This window comes from Paenibacillus sp. FSL L8-0436 (assembly GCF_038593025.1).
Taxonomy (GTDB): Bacteria; Bacillota; Bacilli; order Paenibacillales; family Paenibacillaceae; genus Paenibacillus_AQ.
Genome location: NZ_CP151955.1, coordinates 1 through 25665, shown reverse-complemented (window position 1 = coordinate 25665; position 25665 = coordinate 1). Strand labels below are relative to the sequence as shown.

Sequence of the window (25665 nt, the reverse complement as noted above, 5' to 3'; positions counted from 1 at the left end):
CCTTATATGGTTTACTTGACGACAACATCATCCATTGGAAGTTCCTTAACTTTGCCCACTTCAAACAGCTGTACATGAACCGTGCGGGTTCCGGCATTAATTCCTACCACCTTGCCGTCACCGAGTGAGGTTACGACAATCTTGCCTACCGCCGGCATTTCTTCCTTCGTGCTTTCGTAATTATCATGCTCAAACTTCAGGCAACACATCAGCCGTCCGCACAAACCCGAGATCTTTGTCGGATTAAGCGAAAGGTTCTGATCCTTAGCCATCTTGATCGATACCGGCTCGAAATCTCCAAGCCAGGAGGAACAGCACAATACTCGTCCGCAAGGCCCCAAACCACCCAGCATCTTAGCCTCATCACGCACACCAATCTGCCGCAGCTCGATCCGGGTACGGAAAATACTTGCCAGGTCCTTGACCAATTCGCGGAAATCGACGCGGCCCTCGGCAGTGAAATAAAAAATAATCTTATTGCGGTCAAACGTGAATTCCACATCCACAAGCTTCATTTTGAGGCCATGATCGCGGATTTTATTTAAACAGGTGGTAAAAGCGTCCTTGGCTGCACCTTTGTTCTCTTCAACCACACGTGCGTCGGTTTCTCCGGCAATACGCATGACCTTCTTGAGAGGCAATACAACATCCGCTTCCTGCACCTCTTTTTTGCCAACGACAACTCTACCGTATTCGACCCCTCTTGCCGTCTCAACAATAACGCATTGATCGCGTTCAATCGGGAAATCAAGCGGATCAAAATAATATATTTTACCCGCTTTTTTGAAGCGGACACCTACTACGCTGTACAAAAATTAACCCCCTTGTTTGCCGGTAAAGGAACCCTTAAGCAAGTCCGCTCTCTGGTGATCCATGCTTGTCCTTCCTTATCCGTTAAACCCATACTTCCAGGCTGAAGCGACATATAGAGGATATATCATAACTAACCCTTTAACTTTCCAGTCGGATTAAGAACTGCTCCAGACACAGTTGGGCATTGGCATTGGACCGGAGCCTCCGCTTGCTCTCCGCCGCGAATTCCATATAAGCCACCCATTGTTCCGTACTCCGCTGACGGGCATGTCTGGAAATAAAGTCTAACTGATCTATGAAAACGATGCTTTCGTGTCTTCGGTACAGGAAGTAAAGCATATCTTTAAACCAAAGGTGGAACATGCTGAAAAGAATATCCAAATGTTCACCGAGCCCGGCCTTGAACAGCTTCTGCCCTACGGTTGCTACCGCAGTGCTGCCTTTGCCCAAAGACTCCTTAGCTAATTGTAACACTAGATTTCTCATTTCTGCAAACCAATTCTGTGCCAAAAGTTCCCTGCAGCCATCAAGGCCTGAAGTCAGCGACACTGCACACCGGGCTAGCGGCACGGGAACCCCCTCGCCGGATAACGCCTGGAGCATAATATCGGGATGCAGCGGACTAAACGGAATACGCTGAGTCCTTGACTGGATCGTTGGAAGCAGGGAACTGCTATTGTCGGAGATTAAAATGCCTACTGCCGGAGCAGGTGGCTCCTCCAAAAATTTGAGCAGACTGTTGGCGGCTTGCACCGTCATTTTATCCGCTCCTTCTATAATATAAACCTTCGGGTTAATTCCTTCCGAGCGGTAAGAAAAAACACGCTGCAGCTCACGGATCTGATCGATCTTCAGGCTCGCCCCTTCGGGCTTCAGCAGGGTTAAATCCGGATGGTTGCCATGCTCAACCTTGCGGCATTCCAGGCATTCCCCACAGGCATCGTCCTTGAGCGCGGTGCAAAATATGGCTTGTGCGAACATCAGCGCTGTCTTCATTTGTCCGCTCCCGGAAGGTCCGGTGAACAGATAGGCATGACTGACCGCTTCTTTACGCAATGCATTTTGCAGCAGGCGTTTGGCATCCTCCTGGCCTAATATATCATGAAAAGGCATAAATTCCTCCAACTCTTTTAAAAAGCAAGATTAATCAGCATTCCGCGGATCTCTCCAACCCGTCCCAGCAGATCAATACGGCCATGCTCACTTTCCAGCAAGTCATCCGCCAAGTTCAGCAGCGCGGCATCGATCTCCTCCAGCAGTTTATACCTTTTACTTCTGCCGCGACGGTCCCAGCCCTTCGTATCCTTCAGAATGACTCCGCGGCGCGCAGTCTCTTCCAGAAACTTTTTGATCATATTGCGGTAAATCGCCAGCTCGCGGACCGTCATGGATTTGGATAGCCGATCGCCCTGCTGCTGGATATCTTTAATCTGGCGGTTAAGCTCATCTATCGTTTTCTGTTCACCCTGCTGATGGAATACATCAGTGAATGATTTTTGCTGAATGGGCCTTCTACCTTCTTCGTTAGTCGGCAGCTCGCTTTTTAGGGGCCTGTAGCCCGGATTGATTTTCAAAGGTATCTACCGTCCTTATCATGGGATTGCACCGGTATTATGCTCAATAATGCTCAAAACGATCAACAGGAAGCACGAATACGGTTGCTCCGCCTACCTGTACCTCTACAGGAAGTGGTAAATATGAATCCGTCGTACCGCTCATAGGAGTTACCGGAGTAACAAGCTGCTCACGCACTTTGCAGCTATTGCGGATAACACTAAGTACAGCATCTACCTGAGTATCGTCTACACCAATCATAAATGTGGTATTCCCTGCGCGCAGAAATCCGCCTGTACTGGCCAGCTTGGTTGCACGGAAGTTTGCCTTGACCAGCTCACTGGACAACCGGTTACTGTCTTTATCCTGGATAATTGCGATGATTAAGTTCATCTTCGTTCCCTCCTAAATTTTAATGCCCTTGCGGGCACAATGTGTTATGAAAATAGGCTTGAGGTTTAACCGACAAGCATCCTGTACATACCAGATACTAAGCAGGACAGGTGAAGTCGGTAAACTTATTGTGTGTACGACCTCGACTCCTAAATTGAAATACGGCCGTCTTCGAGTACAATGTATTGTTGCCCCGAGCACCTCCATCAAATTTCACTGGATCGGACGGCCCGTAGCCCTGCCAAGAAAGGATGTTTTGTTTTGGATGCTATTCGTCAATGCTGTGCCGGCCTGGATGTTCATCAAGCCACGATTGTCGCCTGTCTTCTCAAAGGACCTTTAGACACCAAACCCACCAAACAGATTCGCGAATTCCCTACCGTCCTCTCCGGTCTTCTCTCCCTCGCCGATTGGCTGGAGCACGAAGGCTGCACCGACGTCGCGATGGAAAGTACCGGGGTCTTTTGGAAACCCGTCTTCAATGTCCTTCAAGATTCCTGTTCCTTGACCGTCGCCAATGCGGCTCATGTCAAGAATATCAAGGGACGCAAGACCGACGTCAAGGATGCGGAGTGGCTGGCCCAGCTTCATCGCTGCGATCTCATTCGCAGCAGCTTTGTGCCGCCTCAAGAGATCCGCAACCTCCGTGATTTGACCCGTTACCGCAAAAAACTCAAAGGCCACGAGGCTTCCGAACGCAATCGCATTCACAAGGTACTTGAGGATGCTAATATCAAACTCTCCAGTTTTGTCTCCGACCTCTTTGGTGTTTCGGGTCGCCTTATGCTTCAAGCCATTGTCAATGGCGAGGTCCTCGAACCTGACGTGATCGCCGACTTGGCTAAAGGCAAGCTTCGCGCCAAACTTCCGGAGTTGACCGCCGCCTTGAACGGGCGCGTTACCAAGCACCACCGCCAAATGATTTCCCATTCCTTGAAGCATCTGGCCTTTCTGGAATCCTCTATTGCTGAACTGGAGGCTGAGATGGACATCGCCTTTGCTCCTCATCTCCCGAAGCTTCAGCTCCTTCAGAGCGTTCCCGGTCTCGGTCCCCATACCGCCAAGATTCTCGTCGCAGAACTCGGGATCGATATGTCTGTGTTCCCGTCCGCTGCCCATCTTGCTTCCTGGGCCGGACTCAGTCCAGGCAGTAACGAAAGCGCCGGTAAAAAAAAAGTTCGGCTACCCTCAAAGGCAACTCCGCACTTCGCAGCGCACTCGTCGAAGCCGCTTGGGCCGCCAGTAAAACCCGAACGTTTTTAGGGGCAAAGTTCTGGGCCCTCGCCCGCAGGCGGGGTAAACCCAAAGCCATTGTTGCCCTCGCTCATAAATTACTCGTCATCGCCTATCACATCTTGAGAACGAATGATCCTTACCGGGAGCTTGGTACCGACTATTTACTTGGGCGAAATGCGATTTCTTCCGAAGATCGTTTAATCCGCCAACTGCAACGACTCGGGTACACCGTTCAGAAGCCGGGGCCCTCCCTATAGCCCTTTTTAAAAGGAGCTTTTTAAGCCTCCCGGGCATCCTATTGCCTTTTTTAGCGGTCACCTCGCAAGGGAGCGATTCGTTTGGACAAGAACCCGTAAAAGTCACTTCGTCTGTCCGCGTTATTTTCCCATCAAAAGTTTTGTAGGCGATACATTGGAGTGTTACCTCTCCAAAGGTGATGTGAAAAGTTCACACCTAAGTAATATTAGACAAAGCGCGTTAAAAATCCTTTAAAATGCGCTCCTTCAGCGTACGAACGATATCCTGTTCAACCATATGAATCGGACGATTGGCATCAAGGACAACAATCCGCTGAGGATCTGATGCAATAACGAGCTGATACCCTTCACGAACCTTTTGGTGAAAAGCCAGGTTTTCCAAATCAAGGCGGTTCACTTCCCGTTCCTGATTGGCAGCAATCCGTGACAGCCCCACCTCCGGGTCCACATCCAGATAGAAGGTTAGATCCGGCATCCGGCTGCCAATGGCAAAGCGGTTAATGCTCCAGACCTCTTCAATGCCAAGTCCTCTCGCATAACCCTGATACACGAGACTGCTGTCTACAAACCGGTCACAGAGTACGGTAATCCCGTCCTTGAGTGCAGGCTCAACTACTTCAGCCAAATGCTGGCTTCTTGCCGCTGCATACAGCAGCGCTTCCGTCCGGGCATCCATAGCAGTATGGGCGGGATCCAGAATAATGGATCGGATCTTCTCGGCGATTTCAATCCCCCCGGGTTCACGCGTAATCCTGTAGGGCATGGAGTGATTCTGCAAATATGCCGCCACCCGGCCCAGTACCGTTGTTTTTCCCGAGCCATCGCCTCCCTCCAAAGTAATGAAGAAACCTTCTCGTGCCACTTATACTTCTCCGCCCTTCTGAATGTTGTATACCTTGATATGCTGTAAGACCGGATCAGCGCAGGCCTGAAATTTGGCTCCGCCTTTACTGAGACCACTCAGCCGGTTGCATATGGCTTCGGTTATTGCTTCGCCCGGATAGAGCAGTGGAATGCCCGGCGGATAAGGAATAACCATCTCTGCCGCCACTCTTCCTATACTATATTCCAAGCGGATACTTTCTGTTTCACTTTCAAGCACCGGCCGTAAAGAGAACGGAACCGGATCTGAAATCAGAGACGTGGTGAAATTGTTCCACGTGGAATTATTGCTGTGAGGAGATTTCCTTCCCTCTGCCTGGCTGTCAGCCAAGGCTGCTGCGGGTGCTTGCTCCGCAGCAGCCTTGGACACCGCGGATGCCGGACCAGCATCCGCCCCAGATGCCTGCGGCACCGGGCATGGCCTGTCCACATCAATCTCCTGCAGCGCGCTCAGCAGCGCTGCGGCATCTTCAGCCTTCGAGCCGAGGCTGAAGGCCAGCACTACGTGCCGGGCATCGCTCATCTCCGGAACGATGCCCTTCTCCTCGAGCCTGCGCTGCAGCTCGAAGCCCCCCAGGACCCCGGCGGCGTCATAAATGACGGCCTTAAAAGGGTCCTGCATGCTGTACGCCGCCCCGCTATGCGGCGGCGTTCCCGTGCCGGCGGCTGCACCTGCCCCGCCGGAAGGCTGCAGCGGCACCGCTGGCTGCAGCAGCCCATAACGCGGCAGCTGCGCCAGGCCGCGCCGCAGGACGTCTACGGCGGCGAGCCCCGCCGTGAAGGCAGCGGCGCGCTGGCTGTGCACCAGCCGCCGGGCCAGATCGAGCGAAGCCATCACGGGGTAGGATGGGCTGGAGCTCTGCACCATCGCGAGCCGCTGCCTAAGCAGGGTGCGGTCAAGCCGCGGGCCCTGCACATGCAGCATGGCGCCCATGGTGAGCGCCGGCAGCATCTTGTGCGTGGACTGCACTACGCCGTCCGCGCCGCACATTAGCGCCCCGGCCGGCAGCGCGGGGTGCTGTCCGTAATGCGCCCCATGCGCCTCGTCAACCAGCAGCGGAACACCGCTGTCGTGACAGATCTGCGCGAGGGGCGCCAGGTCGCTGCCCATGCCGTAGTAATTCGGCATGGTGACCAGCACAGCTGCGGCTTCCGGGTAGGCTGCCAAGGCAGCCTGCACCGTCTCAGCCGCAGGAGCGACCGCAAGGCCGCTGTCCGTATCCAGCAGCGGCTCCAGAAAAACTGCCTGGACACCCGCCAGCATTAGTCCATGAATGACCGATTTATGCACATTGCGCTGCAGAATCATGATCATTCCCGGCTGGGGGCATACCGTCAGAATGAGGGCAAGATTACCGGCAGTGCTGCCGCCAACGAGAAAAAAACTCTCTTCCGCCCCAAAACAATCCGCTGCCAGCTCCTGTGCTTCCTTAATCACCCCTTCAGGATGATGAAGGTCATCTGTTCCGGAAATCTCTGTGACATCGTATTTCATGACCTCATTTAGATATCCTGCGCCCCCGAATCCGCTATAAGCCTCACCATTCTTATGGCCCGGCACATGATAAGATATATTACCCTTTACTCTATATTGTTCCAACATTTCGTATACAGGTGCCCTGCCAGGCTGTAAATTGTTCATGATCTATTCCTTCCCTGGGGGTTACCTTCTATTTTAACGCAAATATGTGCAAACGCCTATTATTCTGCACAAAAGCCTCTTCACAACAACAAAACGGCTCCTCCCGCCCTTTAAGACGGGGAAGCCGTTATATTGAAGCCTTCATATGCAGCCAACGCGACACATAACCACCGCCTGCTCTTTTTACCCCATCTTCATTCCATACCTATGTTTTGCTCAAGCGTTCTTCTGCAATCCGATCTTCTTCATCCGTCCAATAAAAAAACGGTATTTGGCATCTTCCGCCTCTGTATGCACCATTTCACTCTCACAATCCTCACAGATGAAATGCGAGACAATCACAATACCTTCCTCTTTCACTTGTCCGCAAATGATGCAGGGCTGTCCGGGTTGCTGTTCCATTACCATCCCACCTTGACTCTTTTAAGAACAGTATGTTACACCTTCTATCATTTTAAACCTTTTCATAGTTTTTTCCTAACCTTCAAGGCTTATAATATATATATTCCGTCATTTGTCTAAAGGTGAACCTGATGCCGAAGTTTAATAAATTGCTGTCATTCGCCGATATTAGTAACATGAGAACTAAGCGAGGAGGTCAAACCTTTCTTTATGGAACCTAACACCAAAGGCGCAGCCACATTCTATCAATACAAGCTTATCAAAAAGATTAATCTCACGCCTGTTAAGCTGCGGATATATATTGCGCTCCCCCTCCTTTTCGTAGTGCTGGAAACAGTGTTCCTTTCCTGGTGGAGTATCCTGTTCATGATTATTGCCGCACCTGTTGTGATATGGATTCAATATGTAATCTCGCGGTCAGTTCTGGTCATTACCGGGCATCCCATCGCCAAGCGGTGGAGATTATCCTATCGCCTGCCATGGCTTGGTTATATGCCTGATCAATACATCAGCTATGGCATCTTCCGTAAAGTGCAGATGCATAACTTCTGGATCGGCCTGTGCATCGCCGCGCTGTTTATTGTATGGTCTCCGCCGGCATTTACAGTATCCTTGATCATCTGTCATCTATGGGTGCTCTTCCCCCGTCTTTATACGCTGCTGAGACTAAATCGTGAAGAGAAAAATGGTATGCTTAAATTCACATCCACTGATGTTTCTTATTACTCTCAGTAATCAATAAGCCACATACATACAGCTATGAAATGCTCACACTACAACAAATAACCGCCGTCCTAATAGACGGCGGTTATTTATTTACTCTCCAGCTCTTTAACTATGTTTTCTTCTCCTTCGGAATCATCACAATGAAATAGTCATCATGGATCGTTAGGTGAACTGTGAGTCCATCCTTCTCAAAAACTCGCGAGCTTCCGGAGTCATCATCCTGTTGTTCTTCCCATCCCCAAGCCTTGATGGCTTCCAAATAAGGTTCTGCTACGCCATCCTTTTCTTTAAGTCCGGGCAATGAATAACGAACATAATCCATAGCGACATTGGTAGTGGTCCGATCAGGAGAGCTGGCATCCTTAGGTACCGGAAAGCTTTTTTCGTTAAGTGCACCCTCAAAGGCATCCCAGGCAGGCTCTTTCGTACCGCAACCAACCAGCATTACACAAACTATAGAAACAATAAATAATATCCACAAGGGGCGGGTTCGCTTCATACCTTAAATCCTCCTTACCTCTACCATGCATCTAAAGACGCAAGAAAATTCAAATTTAGAATTTATCAGTAGTTCATTCGTATTAAGGTTCTTCTTAATATTTGCACTTTTCTATTATACTTTGATCTGCTGTGGCGTCGGTAACAAAAATGTCACTCCATTGTAAGCGTTTTATAAATATATACTCCTCTATACCTATCTCTTACACTCTAAATAACAAAAAAGCCACTGTTGAGAAACTCAACAATGGCTTTGTGTGCTTGGCGGCGTCCTACTCTCCCAGGACCCTTCGGTCCAAGTACCATCGGCGCTGGAGGGCTTAACGGTCGTGTTCGGGATGGGTACGCGTGGAACCCCTCCGCTATCGCCACCAAACGGGCATTTACAGCGTAAATGCTTCAGGAACCTTGATTCCTGAAAACTGAATCCGAAACAAATCTGCGTCTTAAATTGTTGGATAAGCCCTCGACCGATTAGTATTGGTCAGCTCCATGCATTGCTGCACTTCCACCTCCAACCTATCTACCTCGTCGTCTTCAAGGGGTCTTACTAATTGGGAAATCTCATCTTGAGGGGGGCTTCACGCTTAGATGCTTTCAGCGCTTATCCCGTCCGTACGTAGCTACTCAGCCATGCTCCTGGCGGAACAACTGATGCACCAGCGGTACGTCCATCCCGGTCCTCTCGTACTAAGGACAGCTCCTCTCAAATTTCCTGCGCCCACGACAGATAGGGACCGAACTGTCTCACGACGTTCTGAACCCAGCTCGCGTACCGCTTTAATGGGCGAACAGCCCAACCCTTGGGACCTACTTCAGCCCCAGGATGCGATGAGCCGACATCGAGGTGCCAAACCTCCCCGTCGATGTGGACTCTTGGGGGAGATAAGCCTGTTATCCCCAGGGTAGCTTTTATCCGTTGAGCGATGGCCCTTCCATGCGGTACCACCGGATCACTAAGTCCGACTTTCGTCCCTGCTCGACTTGTTGGTCTCGCAGTCAAGCTCCCTTATGCCTTTGCACTCTTCGAATGATTTCCAACCATTCTGAGGGAACCTTTGAACGCCTCCGTTACTCTTTAGGAGGCGACCGCCCCAGTCAAACTGCCCGCCTGACACGGTCCCCGTACCCGATTAGGGTACCAGGTTAGAACCTAGATACGATCAGGGTGGTATCCCAACGGCGCCTCCGCAGAAGCTTGCGCTCCTGCCTCTACGGCTCCCACCTATCCTGTACAGATCGTACCCAAATTCAATATCAAGCTGCAGTAAAGCTCCATGGGGTCTTTCCGTCTTGTCGCGGGTAACCTGCATCTTCACAGGTATTAAAATTTCACCGGATCTCTCGTTGAGACAGCGCCCAAGTCGTTACGCCATTCGTGCGGGTCAGAATTTACCTGACAAGGAATTTCGCTACCTTAGGACCGTTATAGTTACGGCCGCCGTTTACTGGGGCTTCGGTTCACAGCTTCGGATTGCTCCTAACCGCTCCCCTTAACCTTCCAGCACCGGGCAGGCGTCAGCCCGTATACTTCGCCTTGCGGCTTCGCACAGACCTGTGTTTTTGCTAAACAGTCGCTTGGGCCTTTTCACTGCGGCCCCCTCGGGCTATTCACCCTACCGAGGCACCCCTTCTCCCGAAGTTACGGGGTCATTTTGCCGAGTTCCTTAACGAGAGTTCTTCCGCGCGCCTTAGAATTCTCTTCTCGCCTACCTGTGTCGGTTTGCGGTACGGGCACCTTCTCCTGGCTAGAGGCTTTTCTTGGCAGTGTGAGATCATGACCTTCGCTACTCTAATTTTCGCTCCCCATCACAGCCCAGCCTTAATGGTGTGCGGATTTGCCTACACACCAGCCTCACTGCTTAGACGGACATCCATCAGTCCGCGTCACTACCCTCCTGCGTCACCCCATCGCTCATAGCGGATTACGGTGGTACAGTAATTTCAAACTGTTGTCCTTCGACTACGCCTTTCGGCCTCGCCTTAGGTCCCGACTTACCCTGAGCGGACGAGCCTTCCTCAGGAAACCTTGGGCTTTCGGCGGATCAGATTCTCACTGATCTTTTCGTTACTCATACCGGCATTCTCACTTGTATGCTGTCCAGCGCTCCTTACGGTACACCTTCAACCTGCATACAACGCTCCCCTACCCCAGATGCTAGTGCATCTAGCCATAGCTTCGGTGGTGTGTTTAGCCCCGTTACATTTTCGGCGCAGAGTCACTCGACCAGTGAGCTATTACGCACTCTTTCAATGGTGGCTGCTTCTAAGCCAACATCCTGGTTGTCTGTGCAACTCCACATCCTTTCCCACTTAACACACACTTGGGGACCTTAGCTGATGGTCTGGGCTGTTTCCCTTTTGACAATGGATCTTAGCACTCACTGTCTGACTCCCGGCAAGAAGTTAATGGCATTCGGAGTTTGACTGAGCTTGGTAACCCTTGCGGGCCCCGCACCCAATCAGTGCTCTACCTCCACCACTCCATTCACCGAGGCTAGCCCTAAAGCTATTTCGGGGAGAACCAGCTATCTCCGAGTTCGATTGGAATTTCTCCGCTACCCCCACCTCATCCCCGCATTTTTCAACATACGTGGGTTCGGGCCTCCAGTGCGTGTTACCGCACCTTCACCCTGGACAGGGGTAGATCACACGGTTTCGGGTCTACGTCCACATACTAAATCGCCCTATTCAGACTCGCTTTCGCTGCGGCTCCGGCTTCTCACCTTAACCTTGCATGTTAAACGTAACTCGCCGGTTCATTCTACAAAAGGCACGCCATCACCCATAGATCGGGCTCTGACTTTTTGTAAGCACACGGTTTCAGGTTCTATTTCACTCCCCTTCCGGGGTGCTTTTCACCTTTCCCTCACGGTACTGTTTCACTATCGGTCGCCAGGTAGTATTTAGCCTTAGCAGATGGTCCTGCTGGATTCATACGGGGTTTCACGTGCCCCGCACTACTCGGGATCCGTCTCGGAGAGAACACAGTTTAGGCTACAGGGCTTTTACCTCTATCGCGGGCCTTTCCAGACCTCTTCGCCTACCATATTCCTTTGTAACTCCATGTGAGACGTCCCACAACCCCAAGGGGCAAGCCCCTTGGTTTAGGCTGTTCCGCGTTCGCTCGCCGCTACTGACGGAATCACTATTGTTTTCTCTTCCTCAGGGTACTTAGATGTTTCAGTTCCCCTGGTCTGCCTCTATCTCCCCTATGTATTCAGAGAGAAGTAACTGCGAATTACCACAGCTGGGTTTCCCCATTCGGACACCCCCGGATCAAAGCTTGCTTACAGCTCCCCGAGGCAGTTTCGTTGTTCGCCACGTCCTTCGTCGGCTCCTGGCGCCTAGGCATCCTCCGTGTGCTCTTATTAGCTTAACCAATGCGTTTTTCCAGAAGGAAAATCGCTAGCATCGCTATTAATTAAAACTTGTTCACACAAGTTTCAGCTAAAAGATGTTCTAAAACGCAAATTCGTTTCGGTATCCAGTTTTCAAGGATCAAGGTACTACTTGAGAGCTTAAACTCTCAAAACTGACCAACGAGTGAGTAACAGGCCTAAACCTGAGTTTTGGAAGACATGCTTCCGATTTGAATGTCACCGTTGCAGGTGACGATTCTCCATAGAAAGGAGGTGATCCAGCCGCACCTTCCGATACGGCTACCTTGTTACGACTTCACCCCAATCATCTACCCCACCTTCGGCGGCTGGCTCCCTTGCGGGTTACCCCACCGACTTCGGGTGTTGTAAACTCTCGTGGTGTGACGGGCGGTGTGTACAAGACCCGGGAACGTATTCACCGCGGCATGCTGATCCGCGATTACTAGCAATTCCGACTTCATGCAGGCGAGTTGCAGCCTGCAATCCGAACTGAGACCGGCTTTGCTGGGATTGGCTCCACCTCGCGGCTTCGCTTCCCGTTGTACCGGCCATTGTAGTACGTGTGTAGCCCAGGTCATAAGGGGCATGATGATTTGACGTCATCCCCACCTTCCTCCGGTTTGTCACCGGCAGTCACTCTAGAGTGCCCAGCCTTACCTGCTGGCAACTAAAGTCAAGGGTTGCGCTCGTTGCGGGACTTAACCCAACATCTCACGACACGAGCTGACGACAACCATGCACCACCTGTCTCCTCTGTCCCGAAGGCCGCCACTATCTCTAGTGGATTCAGAGGGATGTCAAGACCTGGTAAGGTTCTTCGCGTTGCTTCGAATTAAACCACATACTCCACTGCTTGTGCGGGTCCCCGTCAATTCCTTTGAGTTTCAGTCTTGCGACCGTACTCCCCAGGCGGAGTGCTTACTGTGTTAACTTCGGCACCAAGGGTATCGAAACCCCTAACACCTAGCACTCATCGTTTACGGCGTGGACTACCAGGGTATCTAATCCTGTTTGCTCCCCACGCTTTCGCGCCTCAGCGTCAGTTACAGCCCAGAAAGTCGCCTTCGCCACTGGTGTTCCTCCACATATCTACGCATTTCACCGCTACACGTGGAATTCCACTTTCCTCTTCTGTACTCAAGCCACCCAGTTTCCAGTGCGACCTCAGGTTGAGCCCAAGGTTTAAACACCAGACTTAAATAGCCGCCTGCGCGCGCTTTACGCCCAATAATTCCGGACAACGCTTGCCCCCTACGTATTACCGCGGCTGCTGGCACGTAGTTAGCCGGGGCTTTCTTCTCAGGTACCGTCACTCCGGTAGCAGTTACTCTACCGGACGTTCTTCCCTGGCAACAGAGCTTTACGATCCGAAAACCTTCATCACTCACGCGGCGTTGCTCCGTCAGGCTTTCGCCCATTGCGGAAGATTCCCTACTGCTGCCTCCCGTAGGAGTCTGGGCCGTGTCTCAGTCCCAGTGTGGCCGTTCACCCTCTCAGGTCGGCTACGCATCGTCGCCTTGGTGAGCCGTTACCCCACCAACTAGCTAATGCGCCGCAGGCCCATCTCCTTGTAGCAGATTGCTCCGCCTTTCATCCTTCGTCCATGTGAACAAAGGAATTATCCGGTATTAGCTACCGTTTCCGGTAGTTATCCCAGTCAAAGAGGTAGGTTGCCTACGTGTTACTCACCCGTCCGCCGCTAAGTTAATCCGGAGCAAGCTCCTTCATAACTCCGCTCGACTTGCATGTATTAGGCACGCCGCCAGCGTTCGTCCTGAGCCAGGATCAAACTCTCCAAATTGGTTTTTTCGAGCGGTTACTTCACCCGAATTACTCCGAGAAAATAACCATCCGAAAAAGATATTGAAAAGAGCGATTGCTCAATTTGAAACATCTGACGAGAATTTACATTCTCACGATGAAATTTCTAAAGCGTATAAATACGCTGTGAAACTCATCCGTTTTGGATCTCACTTGCGTGATTTCCATACTCACTCGTTGTTCAGTTTTCAAAGATCAAGCTCGTTGTCAGTGTCGATTATCTCGTCACCAGCAACTCTTATAATATATCACATCCAGCCGATCAATGCAAGCTCTTTTTTTCAACTTCTTTTTCGAGCCCGGCGTTGTTGTTTCGCGGCCAGAAATAGAATATATCATGTATGGTTCTACATTGCAAGTATTATTTATAAAATTCTTTCTAGAGTAACAGCTTGTACCGCCCCCTACTGCAAAGGCACCAGCATAAAGGGCGATAACAAAGCTTTCGTTGGACTCATCCTTGGGTTAGGCAATGATCTCCTGAATGTATAGCTCACGTTCCATCATCAGGTTGACGATCTTTCCCTCCACCTGCACCATAGGGCGGGTAGGGTTGCTGCGGTCTGTAAAGATAATCTCTCCATGACGCCCGTCGCTTAATCGTATTCTTGTGCCATTGTAGAGATCTGTTGTTTTCTGAATAAAGGTTTGAACGATAACCGGATCCAGCTTACCGAAGCTTTCGGTCTGTAGCTGCTCCAATACCAGATAAGGCGACTGAGCCTTTCTGTAAGCCTTCTCCAGGGTCATGGCGTGAAAGATATCAGCCACAGCAACGATCTTGGCGTAGACATGAATCTGGCTGCCCTCCAGATGGAGCGGATAACCAGTACCGTCTATTTTTTCGTGATGCTGAAGTGCCGCAAGTCTAACCCCTTCGTTAATAGCTGTAACATTTCTCAGCAGCTGGTATCCATAAGTGGTATGCCTGCGGACTTCTTCTAATTCCGCTCCATTCAGCGGGGTCGGCTTGTGCAGCAGTGCCCCATCTACTTTAACGTTACCGATATCATGCAGCAAACCGGCAAATGCAGCCTGCATCCAATCTTTCTGCGGATATCCGCACCACTGGGCGATTTTATAACAGGTTAATGCCGACAGCACTGCATTGTGATAGTTATAATCTTCATCATGCAGAATCCGTGGAGCAAACTTCAAGACATGATAATCTTTTAAATTGCCGATCAATGCTTCCAACTGACTGCGTAATTCAAAAATGGGTATCGAGGCAGCAGCAACAGAACGGTAGCTCTGCTTAATCAAAATCAGCATCTTCTCATATTCATCATGTAAAGAGGAATTGCTTTTGGCCAGCACTGACTCATTAATGAGTGTTCCTGCCTTGACTGGCAACGTCTTCGCGGCTGCTTTAACATTTTCAGCAGGTACAGCCTCTCCCTGGTTGCCTTCAATTTCCACCTGTTGAATTAAAAAAGCCTGCAGAATCTCAACGTCGCGTGGCAGTATTATTTTTCCCTTGGGAAATAATACTCCTCCTAAAGGGGTAACTACATCTTTAATAATTTTTGAACCTGGTTTAACTTCTGCTACGGATATATTTGGCATCCACTCAGCCCCTCTACTTCATGACACTTGCGCTCAGGAATGCTGCTCTATATAGAGACTGAACATTACCGGCTAACTGGTGTGCCGCTAGGCAGCACCGGAGTATTTGATTCCCTAATTATAGTATGGATAGTTGCAAGCGGCTAGATAGTGTATCGGCAATCCATAAAAATTATATTAAAAAGCAAAAAGAGAGCACGGGCTTCTTATAAGAAACCTGTGCTCTCTTTATAGGGTGCTATTCGAGAATATCCTCGTCATTGCCGGCGTCCATTTCAGGCTCAGCGGCTTCAGTAGTTTCAGCTGTTTCATCTATTGCTGTAACCTGGCCCTCTTGGCCGTCCTCGAGCTCGGACAATTCGTCTTCCTCATTCTTATCGGCTCTGCAAAGGGTGGCTACTGCATCATCCTCACGGATATTAATCAGCTTAACGCCCTGCGCATAACGGCCCATGGTAGAAATCCCATCCATACTCGTACGAATCAAGGTCCCGCTCGTTGTAATGATCATCAGGTCTTCGTCTTTCTTAACAACCTTCAAGCCAACAACCGGTCCATTCTTATCCGTAAGATTAATGGTCTTGATTCCCTTACCGCCACGGGTTTGTGAACGATAGTCGCTGGCAGGTGTACGTTTGCCGTAACCCTTAGTCGTTACGATCAACACCTCAAGCTCCTTGTCCACGCAGTCCATTCCGATCACATGGTCATTGTCGTCCAAGTTAATCCCTTTGACCCCTGTTGCACTGCGGCCCATAGAACGTACATCGTTCTCTGAGAAGGTAATCGACATGCCGCGGGCAGTACCGATAATCAGATTCTGCTCTCCGTCTGTCAGCTTAACTTCGATCAAGGAGTCTTCCTCACGAAGATTAATGGCGATCAATCCGCCTTTGCGGATGTTGTTATAATCTTCAAGCGGCGTTTTCTTCACGATCCCTTCGCGGGTAGCAAAGAACAGGTATTTGTCGCTATCCGCTTCCTCTACCTGGATGACTGCACTGATCTTCTCACCCTGTTCAATTTGAATCAGGTTGATAATCGGCGTCCCCCGTGCAGTACGTCCGAGCTCAGGAATCTCATACGCCTTGATCCGGTACACTTTGCCCTTATCGGTAAAGAACATGAGGTAATTATGGGAATTACTCACGAAGAGATGCTCCACGAAGTCCTCATCCTTGGTATCCATCCCGATCACACCGCGGCCTCCACGCTTCTGGCTGCGATACGTGCTGACCGGCAGACGTTTGATATAACCGGTATGCGTAATCGTAATGACAACCTCTTCACGCGGGATCAGATCCTCGTCAAGAATGCTTTCTTCGCCGACAGTGATTTCGGTACGGCGGTTATCCGAATATTTATCACGGATTTCCTGAAGCTCGTTGCTGATGATATCCAGCACGAGATGCTCATTGGCCAAAATTTCTTTATACTCGGCAATTTTGACTAGCAATTCATTATACTCGTTCTCAATTTTCTCCCGTTCTAATCCGGTCAGGCGCTGCATCCGCATATCGAGAATTGCTTGAGCCTGCTCAATACTGAGGCTGAATGTTTCCATCAAGCCTTCACGGGCGATATCCGCCGTACGGGAAGCCCTGATCAGCGCAATAACCTCATCCAGATGATCCAGTGCAACACGCAAACCTTCCAGAATATGCGCCCGTGCCTCAGCCTTCTTCAGATCAAAGATCGTCCGCCGGCGGATAACTTCGATTTGATGCTGTAAGTAGTGATACAGCACGTCGCGAAGATTCAGGATCTTCGGCTCGTTGCCTACAATAGCCAACATATTGATACCGAATGTAGATTGCATGGCAGTATGTTTGTACAAGTTATTGAGTACGACGCTTGGATTGACATCACGCCGCATCTCAATTACAACGCGCATACCGTTACGGTCGGACTCATCACGAAGATCGGTTATTCCCTCGATCCGTTTCTCGCGTACCAATTCTGCAATCTTTTCAACCAATCTCGCTTTGTTGACCTGATAAGGCAGTTCATGCACAATGATCCGCGCTTTACCATTGTTCTCCTCAATGGTTGCTTTAGCACGCATCGTAACCGATCCGCGTCCTGTACGGTAAGCTTGGCGAATACCTTCACGGCCCAAAATATAGCCCGCTGTAGGGAAATCCGGCCCTTGAATATATTCCATAAGCTCCATAGGTGTGATCTCTGGATTCTTGATCATCGCCTGTACGCCATCAATGACTTCACCCAGATTATGCGGAGGAATGTTGGTAGCCATCCCTACAGCGATCCCGGATACCCCGTTAACGAGCAGGTTAGGATAACGCGCAGGCAAAACTACAGGTTCATTCTCTTCACCGTCATAGTTAGGTGCGAAATCAACTGTTTCCTTGTTGAGATCGCGAAGCATTTCTCCGGCGATTTTGGACAGGCGTGCCTCGGTATACCGCATCGCTGCCGCCATATCTCCGTCAATGGAACCAAAGTTCCCATGACCGTCTACGAGCATGTAGCGCATGGAGAAATCCTGCGCCATCCGTACCATCGTCTCATAAACAGCGGAGTCCCCGTGAGGATGATACTTACCGATAACCTCACCGACGATTCTCGCTGACTTCTTGTGAGGTTTATCCGGAGACATTCCAAGTTCCGACATCGCAAACAAAATGCGTCGGTGAACAGGCTTGAGTCCGTCCCGCACATCTGGCAAAGCCCGGCTTACAATGATGCTCATTGCGTAATCCATAAAGGATTCGCGCATTTCCTCACCAATGTCCCGATCTTTGATTTGCGGGTTATTTTGTTCAGCCATGAGTTGCTGGACCTCCTTCAGTTAAAAACCGCTACCCTTTATTATATTACTTTCACAAAAGCAGCACAATTAAACACTATAGATTTATATCTTCTATATTCATTTCTTTTGGCACAGTCAGGGGTAAATGCCCTTTCCGCCAATGTCTTCGTTACATAGACTGTAAAGACAAGAAGATTGGTTATATGGCCCTGGTTTTGTCCAAAATGACATAACCCCATATCCTTATATTATAACATTGTTTAGTTAGCTTGTCCTAAAATTTCAGCTTTCCAGATTCATCATTCAGATCAACCCACAAAACTTTAAGTTTATGCTTTCGAAGCAAGTTTTGTACGAGGAGAATTCAATGCTGTTACGCTCACAAAACTTTTAAGGAGGAAGATAATGAGGATTCAACGGGTCTCCAGCAAATGGGCAAAAACTAAAGTTATCCTGCAAAACCGCCTACTGGCAATCTTCATCCCTGAAACACGAAAGTACAGTTTGGCCGCTCTTAACGAATTGCTCGGAACCTACGGGACGGTATATATAAAACCTGACCGCGGGACTTACGGGAATGGTGTGATGCGAGCCGAGCAGCGTACGGTGAATTTAAGTCCCAGCGGACAGCAGCCGGTCAACGGAGATTACGGTACTGGAAGCAGTGAAGCCGCGGTTGAACAAAAAATAATGTATATCTTGCGCCATGGTTTGGAGGCAGAAGCATTCTCCACAACGGAGGAGCTGCATAATGCTTTGAAGCCGAAGATTAAAGGACGCTCCTACTTAATCCAACAGGGAATTGATTTGCTCCGGCATGCTGACCGCCCGTTTGATTTGCGGGTACTGACGCAAAAAAGACCGGATGGAGGGTGGGAAACAACCGGAATGCTGGGCAGAGTCGCCGCTCCGCAAAAGATTGTGACCAATTATCATAACGGGGGAAGTGTCTTTACCGTCAATGCGTTGTTTAAAGAACATATGGGCCCGGCAGAGATGGCATCCACGCTTCAGTCGTTAAAATCCCTGGGTGTAAAAATCGCCATGCAGCTTGAAACAGCCTACCCTGGGCTTAAAGAGATCGGGCTTGATATCGCCCTGGATCAGCATCATGATGTATGGCTGCTTGAAGTGAACACCCTTCCCTCCATCATTGCCTTTAAATTAATTCACGACAAATCTGTTTATCGTAAAATTCATCGTTATGCTGTGGCGTATGGACGGTTAAAGAGAAGAAAAACAACCGTATCCCGCCGCTAGCCCCTCTCCTGAGCAAAAGACTACCCTAACCGAAAGAACCTCCGGCTTCTATTCGCCACGGAATAGAAAACTGGAGGTTCTTTGCTAGGAACATATGCTTCAGGTCTGTATGAGGATCGGTGTGCGCATATGATTAAATATCAAGGTTCCGAACCGATTTTGCATGCTCTTGAATGAATTCATATCTTGGCTGTACATTATCTCCCATAAGTGTATCAAAGATACTGTCAGCTAATATTGCATCATCAATCGTTACCTGCAGCATCATGCGACTCTCAGGATCCATGGTGGTATCCCAAAGCTGGGTGGCGTTCATTTCTCCCAGACCTTTGTAGCGCTGAACATTAACCTTAACATTCTCGCCAAAGGTAGCAATGATCTCATCACGTTCTCTCTCACTTTGAGCATAGCGGATGACTTTGTTGCGCTCAATTTTGAACAGCGGCGGCTGGGCAATATAAATATAGCCAGCCTCGATAATCTTCCGCATGTAGCGGTAGAAGAAGGTCAACAGCAGAGTCCGGATATGGGCACCGTCAACGTCCGCATCAGTCATAATAACAATCTTGTGATAACGCGCCTTGGACAGATCGAAGTCATCGCTGATCCCGGTTCCCAGAGCAGTAATAATCGCCCGGATTTCGGCATTGGATAGGATACGGTCAAGCCGAGCTTTCTCCACGTTCAGGATTTTACCGCGCAGCGGCAGGATCGCCTGGAAGTGACGGTCCCGGCCCTGCTTGGCTGATCCACCGGCAGAGTCACCTTCGACGATATACAGCTCACTGATCGAAGCATCCTTGGATGAGCAGTCTGCCAGCTTACCCGGCAAGGCACTGACTTCAAGAGCGCTCTTGCGGCGGGTCAGTTCACGGGCTTTGCGGGCAGCCTCACGGGCACGTGAAGCCTGCAGTGACTTCTCCAGCACCCGCCGGGAAACCGCAGGGTTCTCTTCAAGGAATTCCTGCAGCTTCTCACCGAACAAGGATTCTACAATCCCGCGGACTTCACTGTTGCCGAGCTTGGTCTTCGTTTGCCCTTCGAATTGCGGCTCAGGAATTTTGACGGAAATAATCGCCGTCAACCCTTCACGAACGTCATCTCCGGTCAGATTGTTGCTGCTGTCCTTGATCACGCCGGTCTTGCGGGCATAATCATTGATGATCCGTGTCAATGCACTCTTAAAGCCAGATTCATGCGTTCCGCCTTCATGCGTATTGATATTGTTGGCAAAAGAGTAAATGTTCTCTGTGTACGAATCGTTATATTGCAGAGCTACTTCAACCGCAATCATATCCCGTGAGCCTTCCACGTAGATCGGATCCTCATGAAGTGCCTCTTTTTTCTCGTTCAAATATTTCACATATTCCACAATACCGCCATCGTATTTGAAGGTATTGGAAACGCCAGTCCGCTCATCCAGCAGTGAAAGCTCAATTCCCTTGTTAAGGAACGCCAGCTCGCGGATACGGGTAAGGAGCGTGTTGTATTCGAAGACTATCGTTTCGGTGAAAATCTCCGAGTCTGGATGAAAGGTTGTAGTGGTACCCGTCTCGTCGGAATCTCCGATAATCTTGATATCATATTGCGGTGCACCGCGTCTGTATTCCTGCTGGTAGACGTGGCCGTCACGTTTGACGGTTACAACTACCTTCTCGGATAATGCGTTCACAACCGATATCCCTACACCGTGAAGACCGCCCGAAACCTTATATCCGCCACCGCCGAATTTACCACCTGCATGCAGGACAGTCATTACAACCTCAAGCGTCGATTTCTTCAGCTTCACGTTCTCACCGACGGGGATACCCCGTCCGTTATCAATAACGGTCACACTGTTATCCTCATGAATAATCACTTGAATCCGGTCGCAAAAACCTGCCAGCGCCTCATCGATACTATTATCGACGACCTCCCAAACCAAATGATGCAGACCTTTAGCGCTAGTGGAGCCAATGTACATGCCGGGACGTTTCCGAACAGCTTCCAGCCCTTCCAGTACCTGAATCTGGCTCTCATCATATGTCGGTTGATTCATTGACATGCCTTCACCTACTTCTTTCTGATTATCTCTTGTAACCTGAAAAGCTTATATTTCCAACAAGATTTTGGCTCTTTTTTTGAGAGTGGAGGAGGAAATAGGGGAGTAGTACACAGTATTTTTGGTCACGACAATGGACTTCGCTTCCTCTTCACCGATTCGTTCCAGTTTTTTATCCTGCTGGGAATGAATAATGAACTGCTTCGACACCTTCGAGGACTTCTCAATTGATATATCAAATATAGCAATCAGCTCTGAGGATCGAATAATCTTTTCTCCGCCCAAATGAATATACATTCTCTTCCTCCGCTCTTTATAACTCCACTTTTCCATCATGAACATGGTATAGGCTTGCGCCTTTTAATTTATCGGCACTTAAACTTTCCACACCGGTGGCAGTGATGAAGGTTTGTACCTTGCTTTGAAAGGTTTCTATAAGCTGAGTCTGGCGGTAAGGATCAAGCTCGGACAAAACATCATCAAGAAGCAGCACAGGATACTCCCCGATTTCTTCATGGATCAGCTCGATTTCCGCCAGCTTGAGCGATAAAGCTGCCGTGCGCTGCTGCCCCTGAGAACCGTAGACCTGAGCTTCTCTTCCGTTGATAAAAAAGGACAGGTCATCCCGATGGGGACCCGTCAGCGTCATGCCGCGCCTGATTTCCTGATCTCTTGTTTGTGATAACTTTAACATAAATTTGTCTAATAAGACAGCTTCATCTTCCTCGTCCCGCTCGCCGAAAGAGGGGACGTACAGTAATTTCAGCTCTTCCCCGCCGTTCGTAATGCCCCGGTGAATGCTCTCTGCCCAGATTTGCAGCTTCTTTATGAATTGTTTCCTTTTTTTGACGATTTTAACACCATGCTCTATAAGTTGGGCATCCCATATTTCTAACAGCTCCTTGCCCGCGGCTTCCTTGCCCCATAGCTGCTTCAGCAGATTGCCTCTTTGCAGAAGCACCTTCTGGTATTGCTGCAGATGGAAAAGATAACTTGGCTGCACCTGGCCAATCTCCATATCAAGAAACCGGCGCCGTATTCCAGGTGTCCCTTTGACGATCTCCAGATCTTCCGGAGCGAACATCACCACGTTGAGCGAGCCGACGAATTCACTGAGCCTGCGCTGTTCCAGTCCGTTGATTCTGGCTTTTTTGCCTTGGGCGGACAAGGTCAGCTCCAGCTTCAAATCGCCATATTTACGTTCCACCTCGGCAACAATTTGCGCGGATCCTCCGGGAGCATCGAAAGAAATGAGTTCCCGGTCCTTCGAAGTACGGTGGCTCTTGGTCATCGCCAGGACGAACAGAGCCTCCATGAGGTTTGTTTTGCCCTGGGCATTCTGACCGAGAATCAGGTTCACATCGCCCAGGCTCTCCAGACGCAGCAGCCCGTAGTTACGGTAATGCTGCAGACCGATATTTTTAACAAACACGAACCTCTGCCTCCTTGGGTGAACTACTCTTTTATTCCGCCGCCTTCAATCTCGAATGCGCCGTTGTCCTGAACCTCTATTGTATCACCCGGATAAAGCTTTCTGCCACGTCGTTCTTCTTTTTCCCCGTTAACCTTCACGTAGCCTTCCTGCAGCAGCGCCTTCGCCATGCCGCCTGTGGATACGCAATCCGAAAGCTTCAAGAACTGGTCCAGCTTAATATATCCACTGTGGATAAGTATTTTTTTCATGTTTTTTATCCTTTCCACCACTTATCCACAGGTCCGTGAACAGCGGCGTTTAATTTGTTGTGCGGTACGGCAGAATGACATACAGACTGCGGCTGTCATCCAGCGGTCTAAGAATAATCGGACTCATCATACCGGTGAAGGCGATGACGAGCTGCTCGCTTTCAACAACTTTGAGGACATCGAGCATATATTTGGAGTTGAAGGAGATTTTGAGCGGTTCGCCTTTGAAATCAAGGACTTCCAGTTCTTCACGAACCTTCCCCAGCTCTGACGAGCTGGAAGAGATCTCAACGTCGCCGTTCTCCAGTGTCTGCATACGCACAATGTTTGTTTTTTCTTCACGGGACAGCAAATAAGCGCGGTCAATCGATTCGCTGAGTTTTTTTGTATCTAAAGTTAGTTCTGTTTTGTAGTTGGTCGGAATAATTCTAGAAGTATCCGGATAAATTCCATCCAGAATCCGTGAATAGAACAGCACTTTGTCGATTTTGAAGAGCACCTGATTATCGGCCACGACAATATCCACCAGCATATTCTGGTCCGGTATGATTTTGCTTAGCTCATTCAGCGTTTTCCCGGCAATGACGATGTTGGCGAATTGGACATTCTCGGTCCCTTCCAGATGCGCAGCTCTTGTGGCCAGACGGTGGCGGTCGGTAGCTGTAAATTTAAATTCATTCTCACTCAGATTCCACAGAATCCCTGTCAGAATCGGTGTTGTCTCTTGGGTGGAGATAGAGAAGGCGGTTTGTTTAATCATATTTTTCAGCAAATCACCTGGAATTGAGATCGTTTCGTTCTCCTCGATGCTTGGCAGCACTGGGAATTCCTCGGGGTCAAGACCGACGATCTGAATTTCCGTGGAGCCGGAAGAGATATAGGTTTGAAAGCCCTCTTTGACTTCCATGTGAATTTCTTTGGAGGGAAGCTTCTTGATGATCTCGACGAAAAACTTGGCTGGAAGCACAACGCTGCCTGGCTGTTCCACTTTTACGATGGTATGGCTATCGTTCTCTGCAGGTATGAAGGACTGGATGGAAATGTCCGTATCACTTGCAGTCAGGGTAACACCTTGATGGCTTACCTCCAGCTTAATGCCGGTCAGAATGGGGATCGTGGTTCTGCTGGAGATTGCCTTGGATACGTGCCCGATTGATTCGTTGAGTTCATTTTTAAGAATGCTGATTTTCATGATTTCACTCCTAGCTGAAAAATTGGGAAATAGGTGTACGTAAGTCCTCTTCGAAACCTGCTCTTAGAAGATGAATTATTATAGTTATTTAATAGTATTAGTAGTAGGGGCGCCGTTTATGTGGATAACCCCGAAAACAGCATAAAATTAAGCCTATCCACATGTGTATAGATTGTGCATAGGCTCTTTGTTCCTCTTAGGAAGGATTTTTAATTTTCTCCGCAAGATTATTTACCACTTTGTACAACTCCTGGTCTACCTTTAGTTGCTGCGTAATCTTCTCATGGGCATGTATAACTGTTGTATGGTCACGTCCCCCGAAAGCTTCTCCGATTTTGGGAAGCGAATAATCCGTTAATTCACGGGAGAGATACATAGCGATTTGACGTGGAAAAGCTACGGCTTTGGTGCGTTTGCGCGCCTTGAAATCTTCCATGCGCAAATTGTAATATTCGCCGACCTTTTGCTGAATATCATTCATGGTGATCATCTTCGGCCGGCTGGAAGGGATGATATCCTTCAGTGCTTCGGCTGCCAGATGAGTGGTTACGTCCTGGTTGGTAAGCGATGAATAGGCAACAACACGGATCAATGCGCCCTCAAGCTCGCGAATGTTCGTATCGATCTGGTTGGCGATGTACATCATGGCCTCATTGGGGATATCCAGGTTCTCCGCCTTGGCTTTCTTGCGCAAAATGGCAATCCGCGTCTCCAGATCAGGCGGTTGAATATCGGTAATGAGTCCCCATTCAAAACGGGAACGAAGCCGTTCTTCCAGAGTGGGAATTTCCTTTGGGGGACGGTCGCTGGAGATAATAATTTGCTTGCGTTCTTCATGAAGAGCGTTAAACGTATGGAAAAATTCCTCCTGCGTTGACTCTTTGCCGGCCAGGAATTGAATATCGTCAATCAGCAGAATGTCAACGTTGCGGTATTTGTTACGGAAGCTTTCACCGCGGTTGTCACGGATGGAGTTGATGAATTCATTCGTGAATTTCTCGGACGAGATGTAGATAACCTTATTGTTAGGGTTATGTTCCAGGACGTAGTGTCCGATGGCATGCATTAGATGAGTCTTCCCGAGACCCACCCCGCCGTACAAAAACAAGGGATTATACGCTTTGGCAGGCGCTTCCGCTACAGCGAGAGAGGCTGCATGCGCAAACCGGTTGCCGGAGCCGATAACGAACGTATCGAAAGTGTATTTGGGATTAAGCAAATGAGTCTGCGCTTCTTCACGCGATACTGCGGGAGAAGGCGTCATCTGCTGGATTACAGGCTCTACGGGCTTGTTCTCCTCAATCACAAATTTGACGTCAACCTGTTGTCCGGTAACTTCATAAACCGTAGCTCCTACCAATTTGGTGTAACGACTTTCCAGCCATTCTACGGCAAATGTTGTAGGTGCCGAGATGATAATGGCGTGCTGGCTCAGAGTTAATGCCTTCGTCGCCTTAAACCATGTATCGAAGCTCGGTTTGCTTAATTTGGTTTGAATAATCGATAATATTTGCTGCCATAATTCGGAAGTATGGCTGTCCAC

The 25665-nt window shown here is 49.5% G+C and carries 19 protein-coding genes and 3 rRNA genes; 3 read left to right on the top strand and 19 right to left on the bottom strand.

Annotated features, from left to right (window positions below; genetic code table 11):
- Positions 1-11: 11 nt before the first annotated feature.
- The 4 genes from NSS79_RS00110 to NSS79_RS00095 all read right to left on the bottom strand — a co-directional run bounded on the left by NSS79_RS00110 (position 12) and on the right by NSS79_RS00095 (position 2760).
- Positions 12-812: a stage 0 sporulation family protein gene (locus NSS79_RS00110; RefSeq protein WP_038584336.1), complete on the bottom strand. Its 801-nt coding sequence runs from the start codon at positions 810-812 to the stop codon at positions 12-14.
- 139 nt (positions 813-951) lie between these two features.
- Entirely contained in the window at positions 952-1926 is a 975-nt protein-coding gene (gene holB / locus NSS79_RS00105) for a DNA polymerase III subunit delta' (protein WP_038584334.1), read from the bottom strand.
- 17 nt (positions 1927-1943) lie between these two features.
- Complete coding sequence (locus NSS79_RS00100; protein WP_038584331.1) at positions 1944-2387, bottom strand: YaaR family protein; 444 nt, start codon at positions 2385-2387, stop codon at positions 1944-1946.
- A gap of 43 nt (positions 2388-2430) precedes the next feature.
- Entirely contained in the window at positions 2431-2760 is a 330-nt protein-coding gene (locus tag NSS79_RS00095; protein ID WP_038584327.1) for a cyclic-di-AMP receptor, read from the bottom strand.
- Between the two features lie 261 nt (positions 2761-3021).
- Here NSS79_RS00095 and NSS79_RS00090 point away from each other — a divergent pair, with 261 nt between their 5' ends.
- The gene (locus tag NSS79_RS00090; RefSeq protein WP_340899475.1) at positions 3022-4023 is read left to right on the top strand and encodes an IS110 family transposase; all 1002 of its coding nucleotides are present in this window, start codon (positions 3022-3024) and stop codon (positions 4021-4023) included.
- Positions 4024-4473: 450 nt separating this feature from the next.
- On the opposite strand, the gene tmk is transcribed toward NSS79_RS00090, so the two are convergent.
- From tmk to NSS79_RS00075, 3 genes are all read right to left on the bottom strand, one after another.
- Positions 4474-5115 (bottom strand): dTMP kinase, encoded by a 642-nt coding sequence (gene tmk, locus NSS79_RS00085; protein WP_038584324.1) that lies wholly within the window; start codon positions 5113-5115, stop codon positions 4474-4476.
- Positions 5116-6777 (bottom strand): aminotransferase class I/II-fold pyridoxal phosphate-dependent enzyme, encoded by a 1662-nt coding sequence (locus NSS79_RS00080; protein WP_342437846.1) that lies wholly within the window; start codon positions 6775-6777, stop codon positions 5116-5118.
- A 216-nt stretch (positions 6778-6993) separates the two neighbouring features.
- Positions 6994-7179: a sigma factor G inhibitor Gin gene (locus NSS79_RS00075; protein ID WP_038584317.1), complete on the bottom strand. Its 186-nt coding sequence runs from the start codon at positions 7177-7179 to the stop codon at positions 6994-6996.
- 210 nt (positions 7180-7389) lie between these two features.
- Here NSS79_RS00075 and NSS79_RS00070 point away from each other — a divergent pair, with 210 nt between their 5' ends.
- Positions 7390-7914 (top strand): hypothetical protein, encoded by a 525-nt coding sequence (locus tag NSS79_RS00070; protein WP_342437845.1) that lies wholly within the window; start codon positions 7390-7392, stop codon positions 7912-7914.
- Positions 7915-8014: 100 nt separating this feature from the next.
- On the opposite strand, the gene NSS79_RS00065 is transcribed toward NSS79_RS00070, so the two are convergent.
- From NSS79_RS00065 to gyrA, 6 genes are all read right to left on the bottom strand, one after another.
- A complete protein-coding gene (locus NSS79_RS00065) occupies positions 8015-8404 on the bottom strand; it encodes a hypothetical protein (RefSeq protein WP_076113616.1) in 390 nt (129 codons plus the stop codon).
- A 258-nt stretch (positions 8405-8662) separates the two neighbouring features.
- Positions 8663-8779, bottom strand: a 5S ribosomal RNA gene (rrf, locus tag NSS79_RS00060).
- Positions 8780-8857: 78 nt separating this feature from the next.
- Positions 8858-11785, bottom strand: a 23S ribosomal RNA gene (locus NSS79_RS00055).
- 246 nt (positions 11786-12031) lie between these two features.
- Positions 12032-13587: ribosomal RNA gene (locus NSS79_RS00050) — 16S ribosomal RNA — on the bottom strand.
- Together the 16S, 23S and 5S rRNA genes form the textbook arrangement of a ribosomal RNA operon.
- A gap of 485 nt (positions 13588-14072) precedes the next feature.
- On the bottom strand, positions 14073-15173 hold the full coding sequence (locus NSS79_RS00045; RefSeq protein ID WP_342437844.1) for an HD-GYP domain-containing protein: 1101 nt from the start codon (positions 15171-15173) through the stop codon (positions 14073-14075).
- A 238-nt stretch (positions 15174-15411) separates the two neighbouring features.
- On the bottom strand, positions 15412-17964 hold the full coding sequence (gene gyrA, locus NSS79_RS00040; protein WP_342437843.1) for a DNA gyrase subunit A: 2553 nt from the start codon (positions 17962-17964) through the stop codon (positions 15412-15414).
- 387 nt (positions 17965-18351) lie between these two features.
- On the opposite strand from gyrA, the gene NSS79_RS00035 reads away from it, so the two are divergent.
- On the top strand, positions 18352-19206 hold the full coding sequence (locus tag NSS79_RS00035) for a YheC/YheD family protein (RefSeq protein WP_342437842.1): 855 nt from the start codon (positions 18352-18354) through the stop codon (positions 19204-19206).
- 133 nt (positions 19207-19339) lie between these two features.
- Here the strand turns inward: NSS79_RS00035 and gyrB are convergent, their stop codons facing one another.
- From gyrB to dnaA, 6 genes are all read right to left on the bottom strand, one after another.
- Positions 19340-21250: a DNA topoisomerase (ATP-hydrolyzing) subunit B gene (gyrB, locus tag NSS79_RS00030; protein WP_342437841.1), complete on the bottom strand. Its 1911-nt coding sequence runs from the start codon at positions 21248-21250 to the stop codon at positions 19340-19342.
- A gap of 45 nt (positions 21251-21295) precedes the next feature.
- A complete protein-coding gene (locus tag NSS79_RS00025) occupies positions 21296-21544 on the bottom strand; it encodes an extracellular matrix/biofilm biosynthesis regulator RemA family protein (protein ID WP_342437840.1) in 249 nt (82 codons plus the stop codon).
- A gap of 16 nt (positions 21545-21560) precedes the next feature.
- Positions 21561-22679, bottom strand: a complete 1119-nt coding sequence (gene recF, locus NSS79_RS00020) for a DNA replication/repair protein RecF (protein ID WP_038584292.1) — start codon at positions 22677-22679, stop codon at positions 21561-21563.
- A gap of 23 nt (positions 22680-22702) precedes the next feature.
- On the bottom strand, positions 22703-22930 hold the full coding sequence (yaaA, locus tag NSS79_RS00015) for a S4 domain-containing protein YaaA (protein WP_038584289.1): 228 nt from the start codon (positions 22928-22930) through the stop codon (positions 22703-22705).
- A 49-nt stretch (positions 22931-22979) separates the two neighbouring features.
- Entirely contained in the window at positions 22980-24122 is a 1143-nt protein-coding gene (gene dnaN, locus NSS79_RS00010) for a DNA polymerase III subunit beta (RefSeq protein WP_038584286.1), read from the bottom strand.
- A 196-nt stretch (positions 24123-24318) separates the two neighbouring features.
- Complete coding sequence (dnaA, locus tag NSS79_RS00005) at positions 24319-25665, bottom strand: chromosomal replication initiator protein DnaA (protein WP_038584283.1); 1347 nt, start codon at positions 25663-25665, stop codon at positions 24319-24321.